Raw genomic sequence first — 19,211 nt, 5'->3', positions numbered from 1 at the left:
AGTTATTCTCCTATAAAATTATTCATCATTTAAGAAAGGGATTTTTTATGGAATCACACAACCTCATAAAAAAACGGAATTTTGTTCTTTTACTTATTTTTTGGCTGCTATATTTTGTTCACATTGTTTTATACCACTTTATTGCAGCCGCTCCTCATATGATTGTTTTTATAAGCGGAGGGATTTTATTACTGTTAGTGACGGCTATGTATTACTTTCGTTTTCATCCTGCTATCATTATGTATTCTTTTTTCATATGCTATTATGCCTATATTGCGTACATGACATCTATTGAACCTGCTGTTATTAATTATTTGTTTTTGTTTCTTGGAATAATTGTTAGCTTTATTTATTATAGCTATATCGCTATTGTAATTTCTACATTTATGTCCATAATAATTGTTTTGTACTTTTATGTAAGCAACACTCTTTTTACATCTGTGACCTTCGTGAAATTAGATATCGTTTATTTCATTTTGTTTACGCTGATCACAATGATTATTTTGTTGTACTGTGCTCATTTCTCTAAAAAACTGATTGCTATTAACACGGTCAAAATGAACAAAACCGAAGATGAACTGTATTCAGCTCAAGAGTATTTACAATCTTTTTTTACATACAATCGCGACGCCATTGCCGTGTTCAGTCTAGACGGTAAAGTGATTAGAGTAAACGATGCTTTTGAGCAAATATACGGATGGAAAGCGGAAGAAATTGTTGGAAAGGCCATTCCATTTATTCCTGCTGGCTTAAAAGGCGACGCTGAAAGCCGATTAGAAAGGGTTAAAAAAGGAGAAAAGCTGGTAGCCTTTGAAACCCAAGATAAGCGAAAAGACGGAAAAATAATTGATGTAGAAATCACTGTTTCACCTATTTTTAATCGTGATAAACAGGTCGTTGCGCTTTTTGGTATTTCACGTGACCTTACCGAAGAAAAGGAAACAGAAAAATTCCTTCGCCAAACCGATAAATTATCTTTAGCCGGCGAAATGGCAGCGGGAATCGCTCATGAAATTCGAAATCCGCTTACTTCTCTGAATGGATTTATTCAGCTTATTCATGAAGACAGCAGCTGCTATCATTCTTATACAACCATCATGCTGAGTGAACTGAATCGTATTAACTCAATCGTTGGAGAATTTTTATTGCTCGCTAAACCTCATGATACGGTTATGAAAAAGCATGCATTCTCTACTATTTTAAATGACGTTATTCTTCTGTATGAATCAGAATGTGTATTAAAAAATGTCGTAGTTAAAACGCAGGTGGAAGCCCCGCATACATACATCTGCTGTGATGCAAATCAAATTAAGCAAGTACTCATTAACTTATTAAAAAATGCGCTCGAAGCTATGCCTAGCGGAGGAGAAATTCATTTAAACGTTACTCAGCATACTAAAGATCTTACTATTTTCATTAAAGATACAGGAGTCGGCATTCCCTCAAATTTGCTTACGCACATTCAAAAACCCTTTTTTACCACGAAGCCCTCAGGCACCGGTCTTGGACTTGTTGTGATTAAAAACATTTTGTATCAGCATAAAGGAACATTTGAGATTAAAAGCACTGTTGGCGAAGGAACCAGCGTTACCCTTACGATTCCTCTATGGAAAGAAGGAACATGTCAATAAAAAAAGCCGCAAACGCGGCTTTTTTTATAGCTTTTTATCATCAATACTATTTAAATAGTTTTCAATTTCATCTACTACAGACTGCACGCAGCCCTCTTCGAATGGAGAGATTAAATTCGCTTCCTCTACTAATTCTAAAAATGGCTTACTTCCGCCAAGCTTACACAAATGAACGTAATCTTGCCATGCTTGTTCATGATTTTCTCGATCTTTTTTCCAAAATTGAAATGCACAAATTTGAGCGAGGGTGTAGTCAATATAATAAAATGGAGACGTGTAAATATGAAGCTGGCGCTGCCAGAAGCCCCCGCTTTCTAGATAGTGATGGCCGTCATAGTTTTTAGAAGGCATATATTTCTTTTCAATTTCTCGCCACGTTTGTTTTCGTTCCGAAGGCGTCATCTCAGGGCGTTCGTATACAGCATGCTGAAATTCATCTACCGCTACCCCGTAAGGCAGGAAAGTTAAGCCTGAGCTTAAATGCGAAAACTGGTATTTATCTTTGTCTTCTTTAAAGAACAACTCCATCCAAGGCCATGTAAAATATTCCATGCTCATTGAATGAATTTCGGCTCCTTCATGCGTAGGCCAGTGATACTCATTGGTTTCCATATCTCGGCTGGAATACACTTGAAAAGCGTGCCCTGCTTCATGCGTTAACACATCAATATCGCCTGATGTTCCATTAAAATTTGAAAAAATAAACGGCGCTTTGTATTCTTCAATAAACGTACAGTAGCCTCCGCCTGCTTTGCCCTTTTTAGCGACTAAATCCATCAAATTATTTTCAAGCATAAATGAAAAAAATTCGTCCGTCTCTTTAGAAAGCTCCTTATACATAACCCGTCCATTTTCAATAATCCACTTTTCATCACCTTTTGGCACTGCGTTTCCTGTTTCAAACTGAAACGGTTCATCATAATAAGTTAAGCTCTCTACTTGAATTCTTTCCTGCTGACGCTTTTTTAATTTTTCAGTAAGGGGAACGATATACTCTTTTACTTGTTTGCGAAAAGCGGCAACCATTTCAGCATCGTAGCCTATTCTAGACATACGAGCATAGCCCACTTCTACGAAATTTTTATAGCCTAATTTTTCAGCAAGCTTTGTACGTACTTTTACAAGTTTATCGTAAATATCATCAAATTCCTCTTCATGATCGGTGAAAAATTGAGACTTCGCTTCTGCTGCTTTTTTTCTCATTTCTCGATCAGGTGATTCCATGAACGGATCGAGCTGGGCTAACGTTCTTTCTTCGCCTTCAAATACAATTTTAGCTGACGCCACTAGTTTCGTATATTGAGACGATAGCTTATTTTCTTCCTGCAGCTCTTTTACTATTTCCGGCGAAAATGTTTTTAACTGCATTTCAGCAAGAGAAAACAGCTGCTTGCCCCATTTTTCTTCTAGTTGCTCTTTAAAAGGCGAAGAGATTAACGCTTTGTAAAATTTCTCTACATATCCTTCTAAAAGCGGCTGTGTTTCATCAAAATAGTCTTGTTCTTCTTTATAAAATTCATTCGCTGTGTCTATAGAATGACGAATATAGCAGATGTTCCCCATGGTGCTGTACTTGGAATACGCGTCATTTGCTAGACGAATTGCCTCGTTTTGCTGACTGACTGACGCTGCTTCCGTAAAATGTGTAATGGCCTTTTCAAATTGCTTTTCAATTTCATTCATATCAGGTCGTGTATATGTATAATTCTCAAATTTCATCATTTGTTCCCCTTCCTCTATTGTCTGTATGTAACCTAATTCGTTTTTATCTAGCTGTATTCCTGTTAATTTCAATTTTTTGTCACTTTTTATTTTTTATGTCGATTGATCATGAAAGAAGTCATAGAAAAAACGAGATTGAGACCTAACTAAATCAATGGAATCTACAGGCGAACAAATTGAATAAAGAAGCTAGTATGGATCGCTTGTTAGACCACTGTTGATTCCCGTGCAAGACTTCGCTTTCCGCGGGCGGTCGGTAAGCCTCCTCGTCGCTTCCGCTCCTGCGAGGGTCTTACCTGTTCCGCTTTTCCCGCAGGAGTCTTCGCCTTGCCCTTCACTCAACAGCTAGAAGCAACTACATACATCAAATCTATGTTCACCACCACAATGAAAAAATCCGAACGATGAATCGTTCGGATCTTCTTTCAACTAAAACACGTTTGTCCCAGCCTCGCTTTTCCTTAGTTAATCAGTCGATTCCGGTAAAAATTCATCTGCATAGTGCCCTAATTTCTTAAGCATCGAAATAGCAACTTCCTTTTCTTCGCTAGACAGAACGGATAAAATATCATGAATTCTTTTTTCATGACTCGGAAACATGCTTTCAATCATTTCCTTGCCTTGCTTGGTGATAGCTGCATAGGTTACACGGCGATCGTTCGGACAAGCAACGCGCTCTAAGAAACCTTTTTTCTCAAGCTTGTCTACTACATACGTAATACTGCCGCTTGCTAATAGAATTTTTCCGCCAATTTGCTGCAGAGGCTGCTGACCTTTGTGGTACAATAACTCTAGGACAGCAAATTCGGTTGGATTCATTCCATGCTGTTGAATAAATTTATGCACATGATCATTAATTGAACGATTGGCACGAGATAGTACAATAAATAATTTAAGAGATTGGTCTAACTCTTCTCTAGTTACATCATTCGTCATTTTAATCAGTTCCTTTAATATTATCTTGATATCAAGATAATACTAAAATTTCCCTTCAAAGTCAATCAAAGCAGGCTTATTTCATCGGTTATTCTCTCCGCTTGTACAATTTTTTTGATAAAAAATGTATATAAGTGGATTTATACATATGCTTTTAATACAATAAACATATGACCATTACATAAAAAGGTGAATGATTATGAAACCAACCCATTTATTATTTAATTCCGCGATTGGTTCACAAAAGCCTGAAACAATCGTTAACCGGCAAAATCCCTGTCCCTTTTGCGACGTAGAATCTCTTACAGGCATCATTGAAAAACAAGGACCTATCATTTGGCTGAAAAATAAGTTTCCCGTTCTGCAAGATGCTTATCAGACGGTTATTATTGAGACCGATGAATGTTCTTCGGAACTATCTATTTATTCAAAGGAACATCTGTACACCTTGCTGAGCTTCGCTACTGAACGATGGATATCTATGATGAACAGCGGAGAATATGCTTCTGTTCTTTTCTTTAAAAACCACGGCCCCATGTCCGGAGGATCATTACGACATCCTCATATGCAAATTATTGGTTTAAATGAGATGGATGTAAATGAAAATGTGAAGCTAGAGCAGTTTGAAGGAGTCACAATTGCCCAAAATGAACACGTCACATTTAATTTATCTGTAAAACCTAGAATGGGCTTTTTTGAATTTAACGTGATAACGGATCAGCTTGACAAAGAGCTGCACGCGTTTGCAGATTATCTTCAAACGGCTGCTCACTATTTATTAAATCATTTTCATCGTAGCTGCACGAGCTACAACTTATTTTTTTATAATCTTAAAAATGGCAAAATTGCGGCGAAAATCATTCCTCGCTTTGCCACATCTCCTTTGTATGTAGGATATGGCATTCCTCAAGTTTCCAATAAGCTTGAGCACATTGCTAACCAAGTTCAGGAGCTGTACTTTACCTAAAAAGTTGAACCTTCACTGGTTCAACTTTTTTGTAAGGTTATTGTATAAAGCTATTCACTTTTAAAATAGTCATGCTCATAGAAAACAAAAAAACATACACTAAAAGAACGATGTGAATTGAGGATAAAAAGAAGAATACGTAAAAGGAGACGGTTTATGACTGAAGTACTAATTGGAAGCATTCTTTCTGCGCTATCGACTGGAGTAGGCGCTTTGCCTATTCTGTTTTTGAATCAAGAATTGACTCATCGCTGGAAAGATATACTTCTTGCGCTCACTGCAGGTATTATGACAGCAGCTTCTACTATGAGTTTGATTCCAGAATCTCTTCAAAGCGGCGGTTTTTTTTCCTTAGCCATTGGCTTACTGCTTGGAGTTGTAACATTAACACTCTTGGAGCAGAATATTCCTCACATTGATCTTGAGCATTCTAAAACCGGCATTCAATTTGATGAAAAAGCACTTTTAATTGTTTCCGCTATTACTTTGCATAACCTTCCTGAAGGACTGTCTGTTGGTGTTAGCTACGCTTCAAATGTTGAAAATACAGGGAACTTAATCGCCCTTGCAATCGGTCTTCAAAATGCACCTGAAGGACTGTTGGTCGCGCTATTTTTAGCTCAGCAAAATATCAGTAAAATAAAAGCATTTTTAATTGCGACCCTTACAGGCTCCGTTGAGATTGTAACTTCTTTACTCGGGTTTTATTTAACTAATTTTGTTGATTCTCTCGTTTCATATGGATTAGCTTTTGCTGCTGGAGCCATGCTTTTTATTATTTATAAAGAGTTGATTCCGGAAAGTCACGGCGATGGAAACGAAAGATTTGCTACTTATTCGTTTATTTTTGGTATTTTGTTTATGATTTTTTTAATTAACATTTTTTAAAGCTGAAGAGAGGCCACGGGCAGCGTAATTGTTTTACTGCCCGATCCCGAATGCTTGTCCTTCATTACAGCTTTGAAAAAGATAAAAAGCGGCTAATCAGTGTGGCAAACGATGTCTTATCTTCCTCTTCTTTTAAACGCTGCTTTTGATAAACGAGTAAGAGCTGATCAAGCTCTTGACTACAGGTAACGGTTTCTTCATTAGTCAAACCTTTTTCTTCTCCGAGTTGCACCATCTTTTGTCTTTTTAGGACGATTTCTACTAATAATCTCTCTGATTTCGTTCTATTTCTCACTCCAAACACAAAATCCTCTCCTATGACAAAGAAATTAGCTTATAACGCATTATTACAAATTCTACTAAATATGTAAATAGAGTCGCAATAATAGACATTTTTTTTGCGAAAAAATTATTTTGTCGGAATTTACAAACGCTTACATTACTATAGGAATACCATTTATCTTTTTTTTACAAGTTGTTTTTCGACAAAAGATGCCGCTTGTCGAATAGAAAAAGAGATTGAGACATAACGAAATCAATTCAATCTAAAAACGAACAAATGGGATACAGGAGCTGAACCGCTTGTTCCAACGCTGCTGATTTCCGTGCAAGGCTTCGCTTTCCGCGGGCGGCCGATGAGCCTCCTCGTCGCTTACGCTCCGGCGGGGTCTCACCTCTTCCACTTTTCCTGCAGGAGTCTTCGCCTTGCCCTCCAATCAACAGCTAGAAGCAGCTAAATATATGACACCTACGTTCACCATCACCATGAAAAAATCCGAACGAAGTTGATTCTTAATCAAGAATCCCTTCGTTCGGATCTTCCTTCAGCTAACATACTTTTGTCCCTGTATCTTTTTCTATTCAGCTTTCTGAACAGCAATTTGTACAGCATCCCATACCGTAGCAAAAGGAGGGGCATACGAAAGATCTAACATTGTTATTTCATCTGTTGTGAGGCGGCAAGTAATAGCTGTCGCAAATACATCGATTCGTTTTGCTACTCCTTCTTTACCAATCATTTGAACCCCAAAAATCTCTTTTGTTTCAGGATGATAAACAAGTTTTATCACAATCTTTTCAGCTCCTGGATAGTAAGAAGCATGACTCGGAGCCTCTGCTGTGATGGCTTTGTATAAAAGAGAATTTTCTCTTGCTTCTCTTTCTGAAATGCCGGTTTTTCCAATTTCATAGTCCATCACTTTGACAATACTTGTACCTACAACACCCGGAAATTCTCGCTTTTCTCCCCCTAATCGGTAACCAAGAACCCTTCCTTGCTTATTGGCAATGGTTCCAAGAGCAATATGAACATCTTTTTTTAATACGCGGTGATAGCTTGTTGCACAATCCCCTGCTGCGTAGATATGAGGCACGTTAGTTTCCAACTTCTCGTTTACTAAAATAGCTCCATTCTCAAGCATTCTTAGTCCGTTTCTCTCTAAGAATTGCGTATTCGGACGAACTCCTACATTTACAATCACTAAATCTGTTTGATATGTTTGACGGTTTGTTTGAACGTGAGTGACGGAACCATCTGAATTCAGCAATGCTTCCACTTCTTCTTCGAAATGAAATAAAATATCGTCATCTAGCTGCTTTTGTAAATGCTCTGCCATTTCTTGATCTAAAATAGATAGAATCTGCTTTCCCTGTTCAATGACCCGTACTTCTTTTCCCAAAGTCTTCATTGCTTCAGCTACTTCCATTCCGACATATCCTCCGCCGATAATGGTGACTTTCTCTACGGAGTGAGCCTGTAGATATGTATAGATTCTTGCGCTGTCTTCTAATGATTTTAATGTGCATACATTCGGCATGTTATCACTCATAAAATTGGGTTTAACAGCCGATGTTCCAGTTGCAATGATGAGTTCATCATATGTTATCTCTTTTTCAGTTTGCATCTTTACATCTTGCGCTACTATGTATTTTTTTGTATGATTTACTTCTTTTACTTCGTGAAAAAGGTGGACGGAGATATTTCGCTCTTCAAATTCTTGTTTCGTCCGAGCAATCAAATCGTCTTTTTCTTTTACCACACCTGACAGATAGTAAGGCATGCCACATGCGCTGTAAGAGATGTCTCCCCCTTTTTCAAACACAAGGATTTCCACTTCTTCTTTTTCTTTCATCCGGCGAAGCTGTGAAGCTGCGCTCATTCCGGCGGCTACTCCTCCTATAATGACGACACGTTTCATCTATACTCCCTCTTTCTACATAAATAATAGGCTATACTATTGTTTTTCCTTATTCTTCCCGATTTCAAACGAAAAAAAACGGCTGTTTACACAGCCGTAGATGTTTGTTTTGAGCGGTAATACGTTAAAGCTAAGGCTCCTGCTAATACAGCTCCTTTAATAATGTCTTGCATATAATACGGAACATTTAGCATCGTTAATCCATTTAACAGCACACCAATTAAAATAGAACCAATGAGCGTCCCGAATACGTTCGGTTTCCCTGCTCCAAATACGGAAAAGCCAATGTATGTAGCAGCTACAGCATCCATTAAAAATGGTGAGCCTGCGTTCACTTCTCCTACTCCAATACGGGCAGCCAGTACGACTCCTCCAATTCCAGCAAGCAAACCTGAAAACATATAGGCATACATACGGTAACGGTTAACCGGTACACCCGAAAGTCTTGCAGCTTCTATGTTCCCTCCTGTTACGTAGAAAAAACGCCCAAACTTCGTATAGGAAAAAACGATATGAACAAGCAGCACAGTCAGCAGCATAATGATAACAGGGACAGGAATACCTAGAAAATGACCTTGCCCTAGTGCAAGGAAAGATGGAATAAAAATTCCCGGAGCTCTTTCTCCGCTTGGTAAAGGCATATTGGTATAAATAGCTGAGCCTTTTGTATACGTTAATAAAATCCCCTGTACGATGAACATCATTGAAAGAGTGGCTAAAATATCAGGAATCTTTACTTTCACTACTAAAAAAGCATTTACTAACCCGATAAGAAGCGATGCAATAATCGGAACAATGATAGCAACTGCAATTTCTTGTCTGTGTAAAACAAGCATAGAGGCTGATAAAATAGTGGCTAACCCAGCCGTAGACCCTACAGATAAATCGAGTCCGTTGACGGTTAACGATATCGTTACACCAAGCGCTATTAAGGTAACAATAGAAATAGAGCGCAGGATATCACTAATGTTTTCTCCTGTTAAAAAGTTAGGTGTGGCAATGGAAAAAATAATCATAATGACAAAAATCATTAAGACTGTCCCATATTTATAAAAAAAGTCGAAAACGCTTATTATTCTCTTTGGTTTCGCTACAGGTTCTGTTACATACTCCGCACTCATCCTTTTACTCCTCCTGCTGTATAATAAAATAATTTTTCACTAGTTGCTTCTTCTTTGGATAATTCTTTCACGATTTTTCCGTTGTACATAACATAAATTCGATCCGCTACCCCTAGCAGCTCCTCGAATTCACAGGTTGCATAAACAACTCCTTTTTGCTGTGACACAAGATTTGTAATTAAATCAAATATCTCTCGCTTGGAGCCTACATCAACCCCTTTAGTTGGTTCATCAAACAACAGCACGCTAGAGTCCGTAACAAGCCATTTTCCGATTGCTACTTTCTGCTGATTTCCACCGCTTAACGTTCCAACTGACTGCTCGATAGAATGAGACTTTACGCCAACTTGCCCAGTCGTTTTCTGCGCTTTTTCTTTGATCTTTCCTCGCTTTAGAAACGAATAATTTGTAAAGCGGGACAGACTTGGCAAAACTAAGTTATCGGCAATCGATTCATGAACAAAAATTCCTTCTTTTCTTCGTTCTTCAGGAACAAGAGAAAGACCTTGTGCAATATAATAATACGGCTGCTTATTCAACTTTAGTTTCTTGCCTTTTAACCGAACGCTGCCGCTCACATATTGCTCTAAACCAAATAGACTTCGGCAAAGCTCCGTTTTACCCGCTCCTACAAGCCCTGCAATACCGACTACTTCTCCTTCTTTTACATGAAAAGAGATATTAGAAAGGCGCCCTGGAAGAGATAATGCTTCTACATGTAAGAGTTCGTTTCCAATTTCTACTGATTTTTTGACCCACTGTTTTACAGAAGACGTTCCTAACATGAACGTAATCACGTCTTCAATCGATGTATGTGACGTTTCTTTTGTAACTACATAGCGTCCGTCCTTTAAAACCGTTAAGCGGTCGCAAATATCAACCACTTCTTGAAGGCGATGTGAAATGTAAATAATGCCTACTCCGCTTTTCTTCAGCTCTCTCATCACAGAAAACAATTGTTTCGTCTCTTCCACACTAAGAGGTGCGGTTGGTTCATCCAAAATTAAATAATCAACATTCTGTACAATTGCACGTGCAATAAGCACCTGCTGTTTTTCTGATAGAGTTAGATCAACGACATTTTTTTTAACGGATAGAGAAGAACCAAGTAAAGAAAGAGCTTCTTCCGCTTTCTTATAAATAGATTTCCAGTTTACAAATGTCTTACTTTTATTAGAAGCCTGCACGTCTAACACAATGTTTTCAGCTACTGACAGCGAAGGAATTAGCGCTACATCCACTTCTTGGTGTACAATACCGATGCCGTGGCGCTTAGCTTCTTTAGGAGAAGAAATGGAGATTTCCCCTCCGTTTTTACAGATTTTTCCTTCGTACTCGTTGTAAGCTCCGCACAATATTTTCATCAGCGTACTTTTACCGGCACCATTGGCTCCCAATAAAGCATGGATTTCCCCTTTTTGAACAGTAAAATCAACTTTGTTCAGCGCTTGAAAAGAACCAAAGTTTTTTGTTATGTTCTTCATTGAAAGCTCGTTCGTCATACCTGTCCCTCCACTTCTATTCTTTTTTACCCCATTCTTCTACGTACTGACTAAGCTGATCCATATTAATCGTTTGATTAGGCAAATCTGTTTGTTTGACTAAAACCGGATCAAAGGAATAATAACGAGGGATCTCTTGACCGGAAATCTTTTTAAGAAGCAGATCAACTTGCTTTTCTCCTACTGAAGCTGGATTTACGGCAGCTGACGCTTTCCACGGGCTGTTTTTTGCCTGCATCATTTGCAGATCTTCATCAGATAAGTCTACTCCGTATACTTTAATCTCGTCTCGTCCTGCTTCTTTAATCGCTCTTGTTACCCCTTTTGCAAATTCGTCCCAAGGTGCCCAAACGGCCGCAATGTCTCCTTTATTTGGATACTGCTTCAACACGGCTGCCATTTTATTTTGTGTGTCTAGTGAGGTGTTGTCCGTTGCGCTTCCGAACGTAGCAATTTGTTTTACATCTGGATAGCGATTCATCATAATTTTATAAATGCTGTCGCGCTTTTCCATCGGTGCAAAGCCTCCAACAAACGCATATACAATGTTTCCTTTTCCATTAATGTCCTGCATCATTTGTTTCAGACCCTGCAGCGCAAGCATATAATCGTCCTGATCGATGGTTGTAACGCCTTCTACTTTTAATTCTACGTCTGTTGCAATAACGGGAATTCCTTTTGCAATCGCGCGCTTCACGCCAGGTTCAAGAGTTTCAGCCCGGCCGTGGTCAATCATAATACCGTCAACATTTTGGTTGATAGCCGTGTCTAAATAAGCAGCCATTTTAGATTGATCATTGTTTGAATCAGAAACGGACAGCTGTACTCCTGCTTTTTTAGCCGCTTTTGTCACGCCTGTTATGTACTGAGCAGCATGAGTGCCTGACGTAAATTCAGAAATAAGAGCAATTTTTGTATCTTTCGTAATCTTTTTTCCTTCTTGCTGTACAGGCTTAGCAGAAGCCGCTTGCTGCGCTGGAGCTGCCTGTGCTTTTTCGTTTAGACTTGGCTGTTCTTTCGTGCAGGCAGCCAGCGCAAAGACTAGAAGCACGAGCAAAGTAAGTGGCCACAGCATTTTTTTACTCTTTTTCATGGTGTTCCTCCTATTAAACTTATTATTCACATAAAAATAGTTAGTTTTATAATAATCCAAAGAATACCCCGCTTTTAGATGTAAAAGCGGGGTGATGATGGCCTATGCTTTACAAGTAATTGTTATGCGTAAATAGGTACCCATCCTTCAGTTGTCACGAAAATTCTGACAGCGACTACTTTACGATCTTCCATTAGTGTAAAGTAATGAAGAATGTTTTCTGGTACTGAAATTAAATCGCCCGGCTCTAATTCAACATCAAAAAATTCGCCATCTTTTCCTTGAATAACAAAGATTCCATGACCGCTTACAATAAAGCGAACTTCGTCATCTGTATGAATATGCTTGCGCTGAAAGTTTTTTAACAATTCATCAATATTTGGTGTAGATTCCGATAACGAGATAACATCTTGAGCTTTATAGCCGCGGCGTTCCGAAATATCTTTAATATCCTCACCAAAAGCGTTTAAAATTTCTGTTTTTTCTTCATCAGTTAAATCATATTTTTCACGAAGATTTTCTGGAAGTTTTGTAATATCCCAGTTTTCATAAATAACTTCATTGTTTGCCAGAAAAGCTGATACTTCCTCTTGAGTTTCAATTCTTTTATTGTTTACATGTAAGCGAATTTGCGCCATTGTTGTTTCCTCCTTTTATAAATGCACCTTTGGCTTAATGCCTTTAAGTGACAGTAATTTGACATGGTAGCTAAATAGAAATTCATAGGCTTCTAGCGCTTTTTTTGTTTCAAATGCATTTTTCCCCCATACCGTAATCCCGTGGTTACGAATCAAAATCGCACCTTGATCGCCTTTTATATGGTGAGAAAACTCTTCTGCTAGTGTCGGAATATCTGCGTAATTCGGAATAATCGGAACAGTGATTTCCGCATCTTCTTCCCAAATACCTAGCGCCTTAATAATTTCTTGACCTTTGAATGAAATAACGCCTTCATCTCCGTACAGTTCAGAGATCACGTTATTGTCGATTGTATGTACATGAAGACTGCACCCAGCATTCGTTAAATCGTAAATCTTAACGTGTAAAAGCGTTTCAGCAGAAGGCTTTAAATGCGTTTCTTCTGCAGGCTTTCCGTATTGATCAACTAATAAAAAATCTTCATTTGTACGTTTTCTTTTGTCTTTTCCACTTGCTGATACAAAGAAAGTTGTCGGATTTTGGTCCACTTTAATTGCTAAGTTTCCGCTTGTACCGAAGAACCAATCGCGCTCTGCCAACTCATCTTTTATATCCGCAAGCTCATGCAATCTTTGCTGAGCCATGATACTCATGCTTTCACCTCTTCTGTTAATTCTTGTAAATGATGAATCACATCATAAAAAGTAGAAAAAGGACGATACGGTAGAGATAGCTCTTCGCATTTTTTAATTAAAAAGTCACGTGCAATGACCGTATCAGCTAATTTGGCAGCCTGCAAATCCGTAATTGAATCGCCAATAACAACCGTATGATCTCTTTCATCTGCAAGATGGCGAATAATCGTTGGCTTACAGCATCCGCAGTCATTTGTACACTGTTTATCACATGTATGAGGCCACGTAATGGAAATATGCTCACCGGAAAAATCAGATCCGTTGCAGTAGAGCATTTCCTCTGCAACTCGATTTCCCAAAAGTGGTTTTACAAAAAAGTCAATTCCTCCGCTTACAATATAAAGCGGAATATGATGCTCTTTTGTATAGGCAATAAAATCATCAAATCCATCTCGAATAGCAGACGTCTCTAAAATATAAGAAATAATATCTTCCTTTAATTCCACGGGGAGCAAGGCAAACATTTGCCCTACTCCTTCTTGAATGGAGACGCGCTGTTCCAACACGTCGTCTTTAATACTTTCCCACTCCGGAGGAGCAAATTGTTTCATAATAGCAATAATGTTATCGCTATTTGTGATTGTTCCATCAAAGTCACAAAAGATTTTTAACGATGTCATGCTTTCACCTCTACTGTTCCCCATAGTTGCAAAGCTTTTTGCAACTCTTTTGATTCTTCAGCTTTTTCGGCTAGTGTTTGATGAGAGAGTACTGCATCTATCGCCGTACGGAATGCTTTTCCTCCTCCAATAGCTCCGTCTGGATGACCGTGAACTCCGCCTCCTGCATTAATAATGCTGTCGATTCCAAAGTCTTTCACAAGCTGCGGTACCATTCCAGGATGAATTCCTGCTGAAGGAACCGGGAAAGACTGCTTATATTTGTATACAGGACGCGTTAATTCATAGGCAATGCCTGTCGTATCTTCAAGAGAAAGCGCTACGCTTCCGTATGGTGATGGAAACAGTGAGAAATCTGCTCCGGCTAAACGCAATAGCTTTCCAAGCAGTAATGAATTTGAAAAACCGTAAAACTCTGATGGCGTAAGCGCTCCGCTAACAGCTGGGTGTGCCATAATCGGCAAGTTAATTTCATCATCTTCTCGAAGTGCCTGCAGTACGTCTAACCCGTAAGCAAATACGTTGAATAAAAGAGCATCAGCTCCTAGCTCAGCTGCTTTTCTTGCTTTTTCTTTTAATTCAAACGTTCGTCCCGTTAAATTAACAGCATACAGCGTGCGGTGTCCCGTTTTTTCGTATACTTCATTCAGTACTTTTTTTCCTTCTGTAACGCGAGCTTCAAAAGGTGTTCGTTCACTATCAAACAAAATCTCGTCGTCTTTAACCAAATCCACTCCGCCAAGCGCTTGCTCACGCAGCTGAGTTGTTAAGTACGTCATATCTCTTCCAATCACGCCTTTAAAAATACTCATCACAAGCGGACGGTCATAAACGCCTAGTTTCTCTCGTATACCTTCTATTCCAAAGCGCGGTCCTGGAAATTCAGCTAATAGTTCATCAGGAAAATCCAAGTCTAATAATTTCACTTTTCCATCAAGTGATAGTTTTCCGAAAACCGTAACTAAAATAGCCGGTAAATCTCTTGAAAAGTTGGCAGTTGGATAAGCAATTTTGACAATAGCCTGCTTAATTTCTCCGCCTAAATATCCGTTTACACGTTCGCAATCTTGAAGCTCAGTTACTGACACGACGCGCCCTTTATGCTTTTGAAGCTGCTGTTGATCTAAAAGCGGCAGATCTGTCCATGAGCCGACGGTTAGTCCTAAAGCGATTTCTTCCGCTTTTTTATGAAAATTCCCTTTATTATCATGTAGTAAGTAGCTTGCAACGATTTCGCTCATTATGCTAAAAACTCCCTTGCTGTTTAATATCGTTAATAAAAAAACCTCTTCTGTGATTAAGAAGAGGCTTTCGTTGCTCTTCTTATCTCTCAGCTGCTGCTGCAAGAATTAGCACCGTGCTTAACATGCGTTAAGTCGGTTGCCGGGCTTCATCGGGCTAGTCCCTCCACCTACTCTTAATAAGAAAGTTGCTATTTATTTAAATTGAATTCGTAGATTATATACTAAATAAAAAATACCGCTAGGATTTATCGGTTATTAATCTCGTTAACTTCTTACATATTAAGCCAACTCAAAAAGGATTGTCAATGCGTTTTTAAAATAAACTTAATTTTTTTATTCGAGATACAGCTTCTCTCATGCGCTCTTCATCCGTCAGCAGTCCTATGCGCACATAGCCTTCACCATATGTTCCAAAGCCTACTCCAGGAGCCACTACAACGTGGGCTTTTTCAAGAAGTAAATCTGAAAACTGTTCAGAAGTATATCCTCCAGGAACTTTTAGCCATGCAAAAAAGGAGCCCGCTGGAGATGTAACATCCCATCCAATTTCTCGAAGCCCTTGAATAAAGGTATTGCGTCTAGATTCATAGCGCTTAACTAAATCATTCACACATTGTTGAGATTCTAACAGAGCTGCGGCTGCTGCCTCTTGAACCGCCCCAAAGAGACTGACATACATATGATCTTGAAGAAGATTAATAGCTTCTACAACACTTTCATTTCCTACAGCAAATCCAACTCGCCATCCCGCCATGTTATACGTTTTAGAAAGAGTATAAATTTCAATTCCCGTCTCTTTTGCACCAGGAGTCTGTAAAAAGCTGATCGGCTTTTTACCATCAAATCCAATTGCTCCATAGGCAAAGTCGTGTACCACACAAATATCGTGCTTGGCAGCAAACGCCACGGTGTTTTCAAAAAATTCTGCCGTTGCCACTGCACCAGTAGGATTATTCGGATAGTTTAAAAACATGAGCTTTGCCTGTTCTTTAGCACTTTCACTTATCTCTTCATATACGGGTAGAAAATGATTTTCATCCGTGAGCGGCATCACTTCCATCTTGGCTTTTGCAAGCTCTACTCCAGACCAGTAATCAGGATATCCAGGATCCGGAACCAGCACCGTATCTCCAGGGTTTAATAAGCACTGCGGGATTTCAACAAGTCCACCCTTCCCGCCAAATAAAATAGCTACTTCTTTTTCAGGATCCACATCAACGCCATATTCTCGCTTATAAAAAGTTGCAATGGCCTCTTTTAAAAACTGGTGCCCCCGAAATGGAGAATATTTATGATGCATAGGATTAGCACTTGCTTTTTGCAGTGTTTCTACAATATGTGAAGGAGTAGGCTGATCAGGATTTCCCTGCCCTAAGTTAATAACGTCGTGCCCTTGGGCCATTACTTTTCCTACCTTGCCTACAAGTGATGCAAAAAATTGTTTTGGTAAACTTTTTAATAGTTCCGATTGCTCAAATTGTTTCATCATCGCACACCTTCTCAAAAAATTCTTGAAATTCTAGTCACAAATAATATATTGTAATACTCAACTTGTAAAGTCATTTTTTTCAACTACTACAAAAAGGACGGATGATAAAGTGAGTGTAAAAATTACGTGTTTGCAGCTTGATATTGCGTTTGGAAACCCAACTAAAAACCGAAAATATATCGAACAAAAAATGACGGAAGCCCTGAAAGAAAACCCTGATATCCTTGTGCTTCCTGAGCTATGGGATACAGCTTATGATTTGACGCGGCTAGACGAAATTGCAGATGATGAAGGACAGCAAGCCAAGCAATTAATTTCTCAATTTGCTAAAACGAACGAAGTAAATATTGTGGCAGGTTCGATCGCGAAAAAAACAGAGCAAGGCGTCACGAATACGATGTATATTTTTGACCGAAAAGGTCGTGAAGTATCACAATACAGTAAACTGCACTTATTTAAATTAATGGATGAGCACCTCTATCTCGAAGCAGGAACAGCAAAAAATCTTTTTACACTTGAACAGTCACTGTGCGCAGGAGTTATTTGTTACGATATTCGTTTTCCAGAATGGATTCGGGTTCATACTAGCAGCGGAGCAGAAGTCTTGTTTGTTGTCGCTCAGTGGCCGGCTCCAAGACTTGCCCACTGGAAAGCACTGCTCATTAGCCGTGCAATCGAAAATCAATGCTATGTAATCGCGTGTAATCGTGTAGGCCAAGATCCTAATAACACATTTGCCGGACATTCCTTAGTCATCGATCCGTGGGGAGAAATAATCGCTGAAGCTGGCGATAGCGAAGAACTTTTAAGTGCTGACGTTAACCTGGAACTTGTAAAAGAAATTCGTAAACAAATTCCTGTCTTTACAGATCGACGCACAGAATTTTATTAATTATGTATTGACAGCCGTTTTTTTGCATGATACGATTTTCACCAGATATCATAAAATATTCAAACAAATCAAAATTGAATAAGTAATCGTACTCTTATCAAGAGTTGGCTGAGGGATTTGGCCCTGTGAAGCCCAGCAACCGACCGTCATTCCATCCTAAGGTGGATCACACCCGTAAAACATGTTTTACAAAGGCACGGTGCTAATTCCAACAGAAAGTAATTCTTTCTGGCAGATAAGAGGTTTGAACACTACAATCAAGCCTCTTTCCAACGAAAGAGGCTTTTATATTTTCTAAAATTATAAAAGCCTCCATATATTCTTAAACCTATTAACTTAGTAAACAAATCAGTTTAATAAACTATGGAGGGATTCCGATGTCAACAACAAAAACAGAGAAGTATCAGCCTTTAACAGAAATTTCAGCAATCAAACTTGTGAAAAAGCTAGGTCTTTTTGATGCCACAGAAGCACTGACTGCCCGTGAAATTGGTGACGGCAACTTAAATCTTGTCTTTCACATCATAAATGATCAAACGAATAAATCCATTATCGTCAAACAAGCACTTCCCTATGCAAAAGTTGTAGGCGAAAGCTGGCCTCTATCCTTGAACCGTGCCACAATTGAAAGCAATGCGCTCAAGCAATTCGGTTCATTTACGCCAGAACTTGTGCCCGCTGTTTATTACCACGATGAAACGCTTGCTGTTACGGTCATGGAAGATCTGTCTCATTTAACGATTTCTCGCGCCGGACTTATTCAAGGTGAAAGTTATCCTCTACTCTCACAGCATATCGGTTCTTTTTTAGGACATATTGCGTTCAAAACGTCTGATTTTGCCTTAAAGCCTCAGGATAAAAAAGAAGAAGTTGTTAAGTACAGCAACCCGGACTTATGCAATATTACGGAAGATTTAGTTTTTACAGATCCTTTTTTTGATATTGATACAAATGAATTTGAAAAAGCGCTGCGTCCTGATGTAGAAGAATTGTGGAATGATAGTGATGTAAAGCTACAAGCAGCAAAATTAAAATATAAATTTTTAACAAATGCGCAAACGCTAATCCACGGTGATTTACATACAGGCAGCATCTTTGCTAGCAGTCAAGAAACGAAAGTGATTGATCCAGAATTTGCTTTTTACGGTCCGTTTGGATTCGATTTAGGGCAATTTGTTGCGAATTTATTTTTAAATGCTCTTTCTCGAGAAACAAATCGCGAACCTTTATTTGCACACATTACTAACACATGGAACGTATTCAAAGATACCTTTACTGCGCTTTGGCATTCTGAAAACACTGAACCTTTTGCTAAAGATGAGCGCTTATTACATGAAATTTTAACGCAAACGTGGCAAGATGCTGTTGGATATGCAGGATGTGAAATCATTCGACGTACGATTGGCTTAGCTCACGTGGCGGACTTAGATGGAATTTCTTCAGAGGAAAGAAAAATTAACGCTAAACGTACTGCGTTAAAAATTGGACGCTATTTGCTTCTGCACCAACAAGACGTTTCACCAAATGAATTTGAACATTTACTTCGATAACGAATAATATACACAATGAAAGGA

The 19,211-nt window shown here is 38.8% G+C and carries 19 protein-coding genes and 2 riboswitches; of the genes, 5 read left to right on the top strand and 14 right to left on the bottom strand.

Translation table 11 applies throughout. From position 1 onward, the window contains the following. The first annotated feature begins 47 nt into the window (after positions 1-47). Positions 48-1,631 (top strand): PAS domain S-box protein, encoded by a 1,584-nt coding sequence (locus tag LIS78_RS06390; protein WP_209151197.1) that lies wholly within the window; start codon positions 48-50, stop codon positions 1,629-1,631. A 24-nt stretch (positions 1,632-1,655) separates the two neighbouring features. Here the strand turns inward: LIS78_RS06390 and LIS78_RS06385 are convergent, their stop codons facing one another. From LIS78_RS06385 to LIS78_RS06375, 3 genes are all read right to left on the bottom strand, one after another. Further along, the gene (locus LIS78_RS06385) at positions 1,656-3,350 is read right to left on the bottom strand and encodes a M3 family oligoendopeptidase (RefSeq protein WP_209151712.1); all 1,695 of its coding nucleotides are present in this window, start codon (positions 3,348-3,350) and stop codon (positions 1,656-1,658) included. Positions 3,351-3,542: 192 nt separating this feature from the next. After that, complete coding sequence (locus LIS78_RS06380) at positions 3,543-3,695, bottom strand: hypothetical protein (RefSeq protein WP_195783338.1); 153 nt, start codon at positions 3,693-3,695, stop codon at positions 3,543-3,545. Between the two features lie 123 nt (positions 3,696-3,818). Then, complete coding sequence (locus tag LIS78_RS06375; protein WP_025749435.1) at positions 3,819-4,289, bottom strand: MarR family winged helix-turn-helix transcriptional regulator; 471 nt, start codon at positions 4,287-4,289, stop codon at positions 3,819-3,821. A 199-nt stretch (positions 4,290-4,488) separates the two neighbouring features. Here LIS78_RS06375 and LIS78_RS06370 point away from each other — a divergent pair, with 199 nt between their 5' ends. Further along, the gene (locus tag LIS78_RS06370; RefSeq protein ID WP_252284850.1) at positions 4,489-5,256 is read left to right on the top strand and encodes a DUF4931 domain-containing protein; all 768 of its coding nucleotides are present in this window, start codon (positions 4,489-4,491) and stop codon (positions 5,254-5,256) included. 156 nt (positions 5,257-5,412) lie between these two features. After that, positions 5,413-6,144 carry a ZIP family metal transporter gene (locus LIS78_RS06365; RefSeq protein WP_016763389.1) on the top strand — a complete coding sequence of 244 codons (732 nt, stop codon included), beginning with the start codon at positions 5,413-5,415 and terminating at the stop codon, positions 6,142-6,144. A 64-nt stretch (positions 6,145-6,208) separates the two neighbouring features. Here LIS78_RS06365 and LIS78_RS06360 read toward each other — a convergent pair whose 3' ends face one another. The 11 genes from LIS78_RS06360 to LIS78_RS06310 form a co-directional block, all read right to left on the bottom strand. Next, positions 6,209-6,448, bottom strand: coding sequence for an aspartyl-phosphate phosphatase Spo0E family protein (locus LIS78_RS06360; RefSeq protein WP_195780839.1), 240 nt, complete (start codon positions 6,446-6,448; stop codon positions 6,209-6,211). Between the two features lie 236 nt (positions 6,449-6,684). Beyond that, the gene (locus tag LIS78_RS06355; protein ID WP_252284849.1) at positions 6,685-6,864 is read right to left on the bottom strand and encodes a hypothetical protein; all 180 of its coding nucleotides are present in this window, start codon (positions 6,862-6,864) and stop codon (positions 6,685-6,687) included. 137 nt (positions 6,865-7,001) lie between these two features. After that, positions 7,002-8,342: a CoA-disulfide reductase gene (locus LIS78_RS06350; RefSeq protein ID WP_209151195.1), complete on the bottom strand. Its 1,341-nt coding sequence runs from the start codon at positions 8,340-8,342 to the stop codon at positions 7,002-7,004. 86 nt (positions 8,343-8,428) lie between these two features. Then, complete coding sequence (locus tag LIS78_RS06345; RefSeq protein ID WP_252284848.1) at positions 8,429-9,463, bottom strand: ABC transporter permease; 1,035 nt, start codon at positions 9,461-9,463, stop codon at positions 8,429-8,431. Next, a complete protein-coding gene (locus tag LIS78_RS06340) occupies positions 9,460-10,965 on the bottom strand; it encodes a sugar ABC transporter ATP-binding protein (protein ID WP_252284847.1) in 1,506 nt (501 codons plus the stop codon). Before LIS78_RS06340 ends, LIS78_RS06345 begins: the two co-directional genes overlap by 4 nt. Before the next feature lie 16 nt (positions 10,966-10,981). Then, positions 10,982-12,058: a sugar ABC transporter substrate-binding protein gene (locus LIS78_RS06335; protein ID WP_028414165.1), complete on the bottom strand. Its 1,077-nt coding sequence runs from the start codon at positions 12,056-12,058 to the stop codon at positions 10,982-10,984. A gap of 122 nt (positions 12,059-12,180) precedes the next feature. Continuing rightward, positions 12,181-12,696, bottom strand: coding sequence for a 1,2-dihydroxy-3-keto-5-methylthiopentene dioxygenase (locus LIS78_RS06330; protein ID WP_013055961.1), 516 nt, complete (start codon positions 12,694-12,696; stop codon positions 12,181-12,183). A 15-nt stretch (positions 12,697-12,711) separates the two neighbouring features. Then, positions 12,712-13,350 (bottom strand): methylthioribulose 1-phosphate dehydratase, encoded by a 639-nt coding sequence (locus tag LIS78_RS06325; RefSeq protein ID WP_116074192.1) that lies wholly within the window; start codon positions 13,348-13,350, stop codon positions 12,712-12,714. Further along, positions 13,347-14,012: a 2-hydroxy-3-keto-5-methylthiopentenyl-1-phosphate phosphatase gene (locus LIS78_RS06320; RefSeq protein WP_252284846.1), complete on the bottom strand. Its 666-nt coding sequence runs from the start codon at positions 14,010-14,012 to the stop codon at positions 13,347-13,349. Before LIS78_RS06320 ends, LIS78_RS06325 begins: the two co-directional genes overlap by 4 nt. Then, complete coding sequence (gene mtnW / locus LIS78_RS06315; protein WP_252284845.1) at positions 14,009-15,253, bottom strand: 2,3-diketo-5-methylthiopentyl-1-phosphate enolase; 1,245 nt, start codon at positions 15,251-15,253, stop codon at positions 14,009-14,011. Before mtnW ends, LIS78_RS06320 begins: the two co-directional genes overlap by 4 nt. Positions 15,254-15,332: 79 nt before the next feature. Beyond that, positions 15,333-15,439, bottom strand: a riboswitch (SAM riboswitch). Positions 15,440-15,569: 130 nt separating this feature from the next. Then, positions 15,570-16,742, bottom strand: a complete 1,173-nt coding sequence (locus LIS78_RS06310) for a pyridoxal phosphate-dependent aminotransferase (protein WP_209151711.1) — start codon at positions 16,740-16,742, stop codon at positions 15,570-15,572. A gap of 112 nt (positions 16,743-16,854) precedes the next feature. Between LIS78_RS06310 and LIS78_RS06305 the strand changes: the two genes are divergently transcribed. Beyond that, positions 16,855-17,637: a carbon-nitrogen family hydrolase gene (locus LIS78_RS06305; RefSeq protein WP_013055956.1), complete on the top strand. Its 783-nt coding sequence runs from the start codon at positions 16,855-16,857 to the stop codon at positions 17,635-17,637. Between the two features lie 91 nt (positions 17,638-17,728). Next, positions 17,729-17,879: riboswitch (SAM riboswitch) on the top strand. A gap of 135 nt (positions 17,880-18,014) precedes the next feature. After that, positions 18,015-19,187: an S-methyl-5-thioribose kinase gene (mtnK, locus tag LIS78_RS06300; protein ID WP_209151192.1), complete on the top strand. Its 1,173-nt coding sequence runs from the start codon at positions 18,015-18,017 to the stop codon at positions 19,185-19,187. The last annotated feature ends 24 nt before the right edge of the window (positions 19,188-19,211 follow it).

It is taken from the genome of Priestia megaterium, from assembly GCF_023824195.1.
GTDB classification, from domain to species: Bacteria; Bacillota; Bacilli; order Bacillales; family Bacillaceae_H; genus Priestia; species Priestia megaterium_D.
This window is presented reverse-complemented; position numbering and strand designations above follow the sequence as displayed.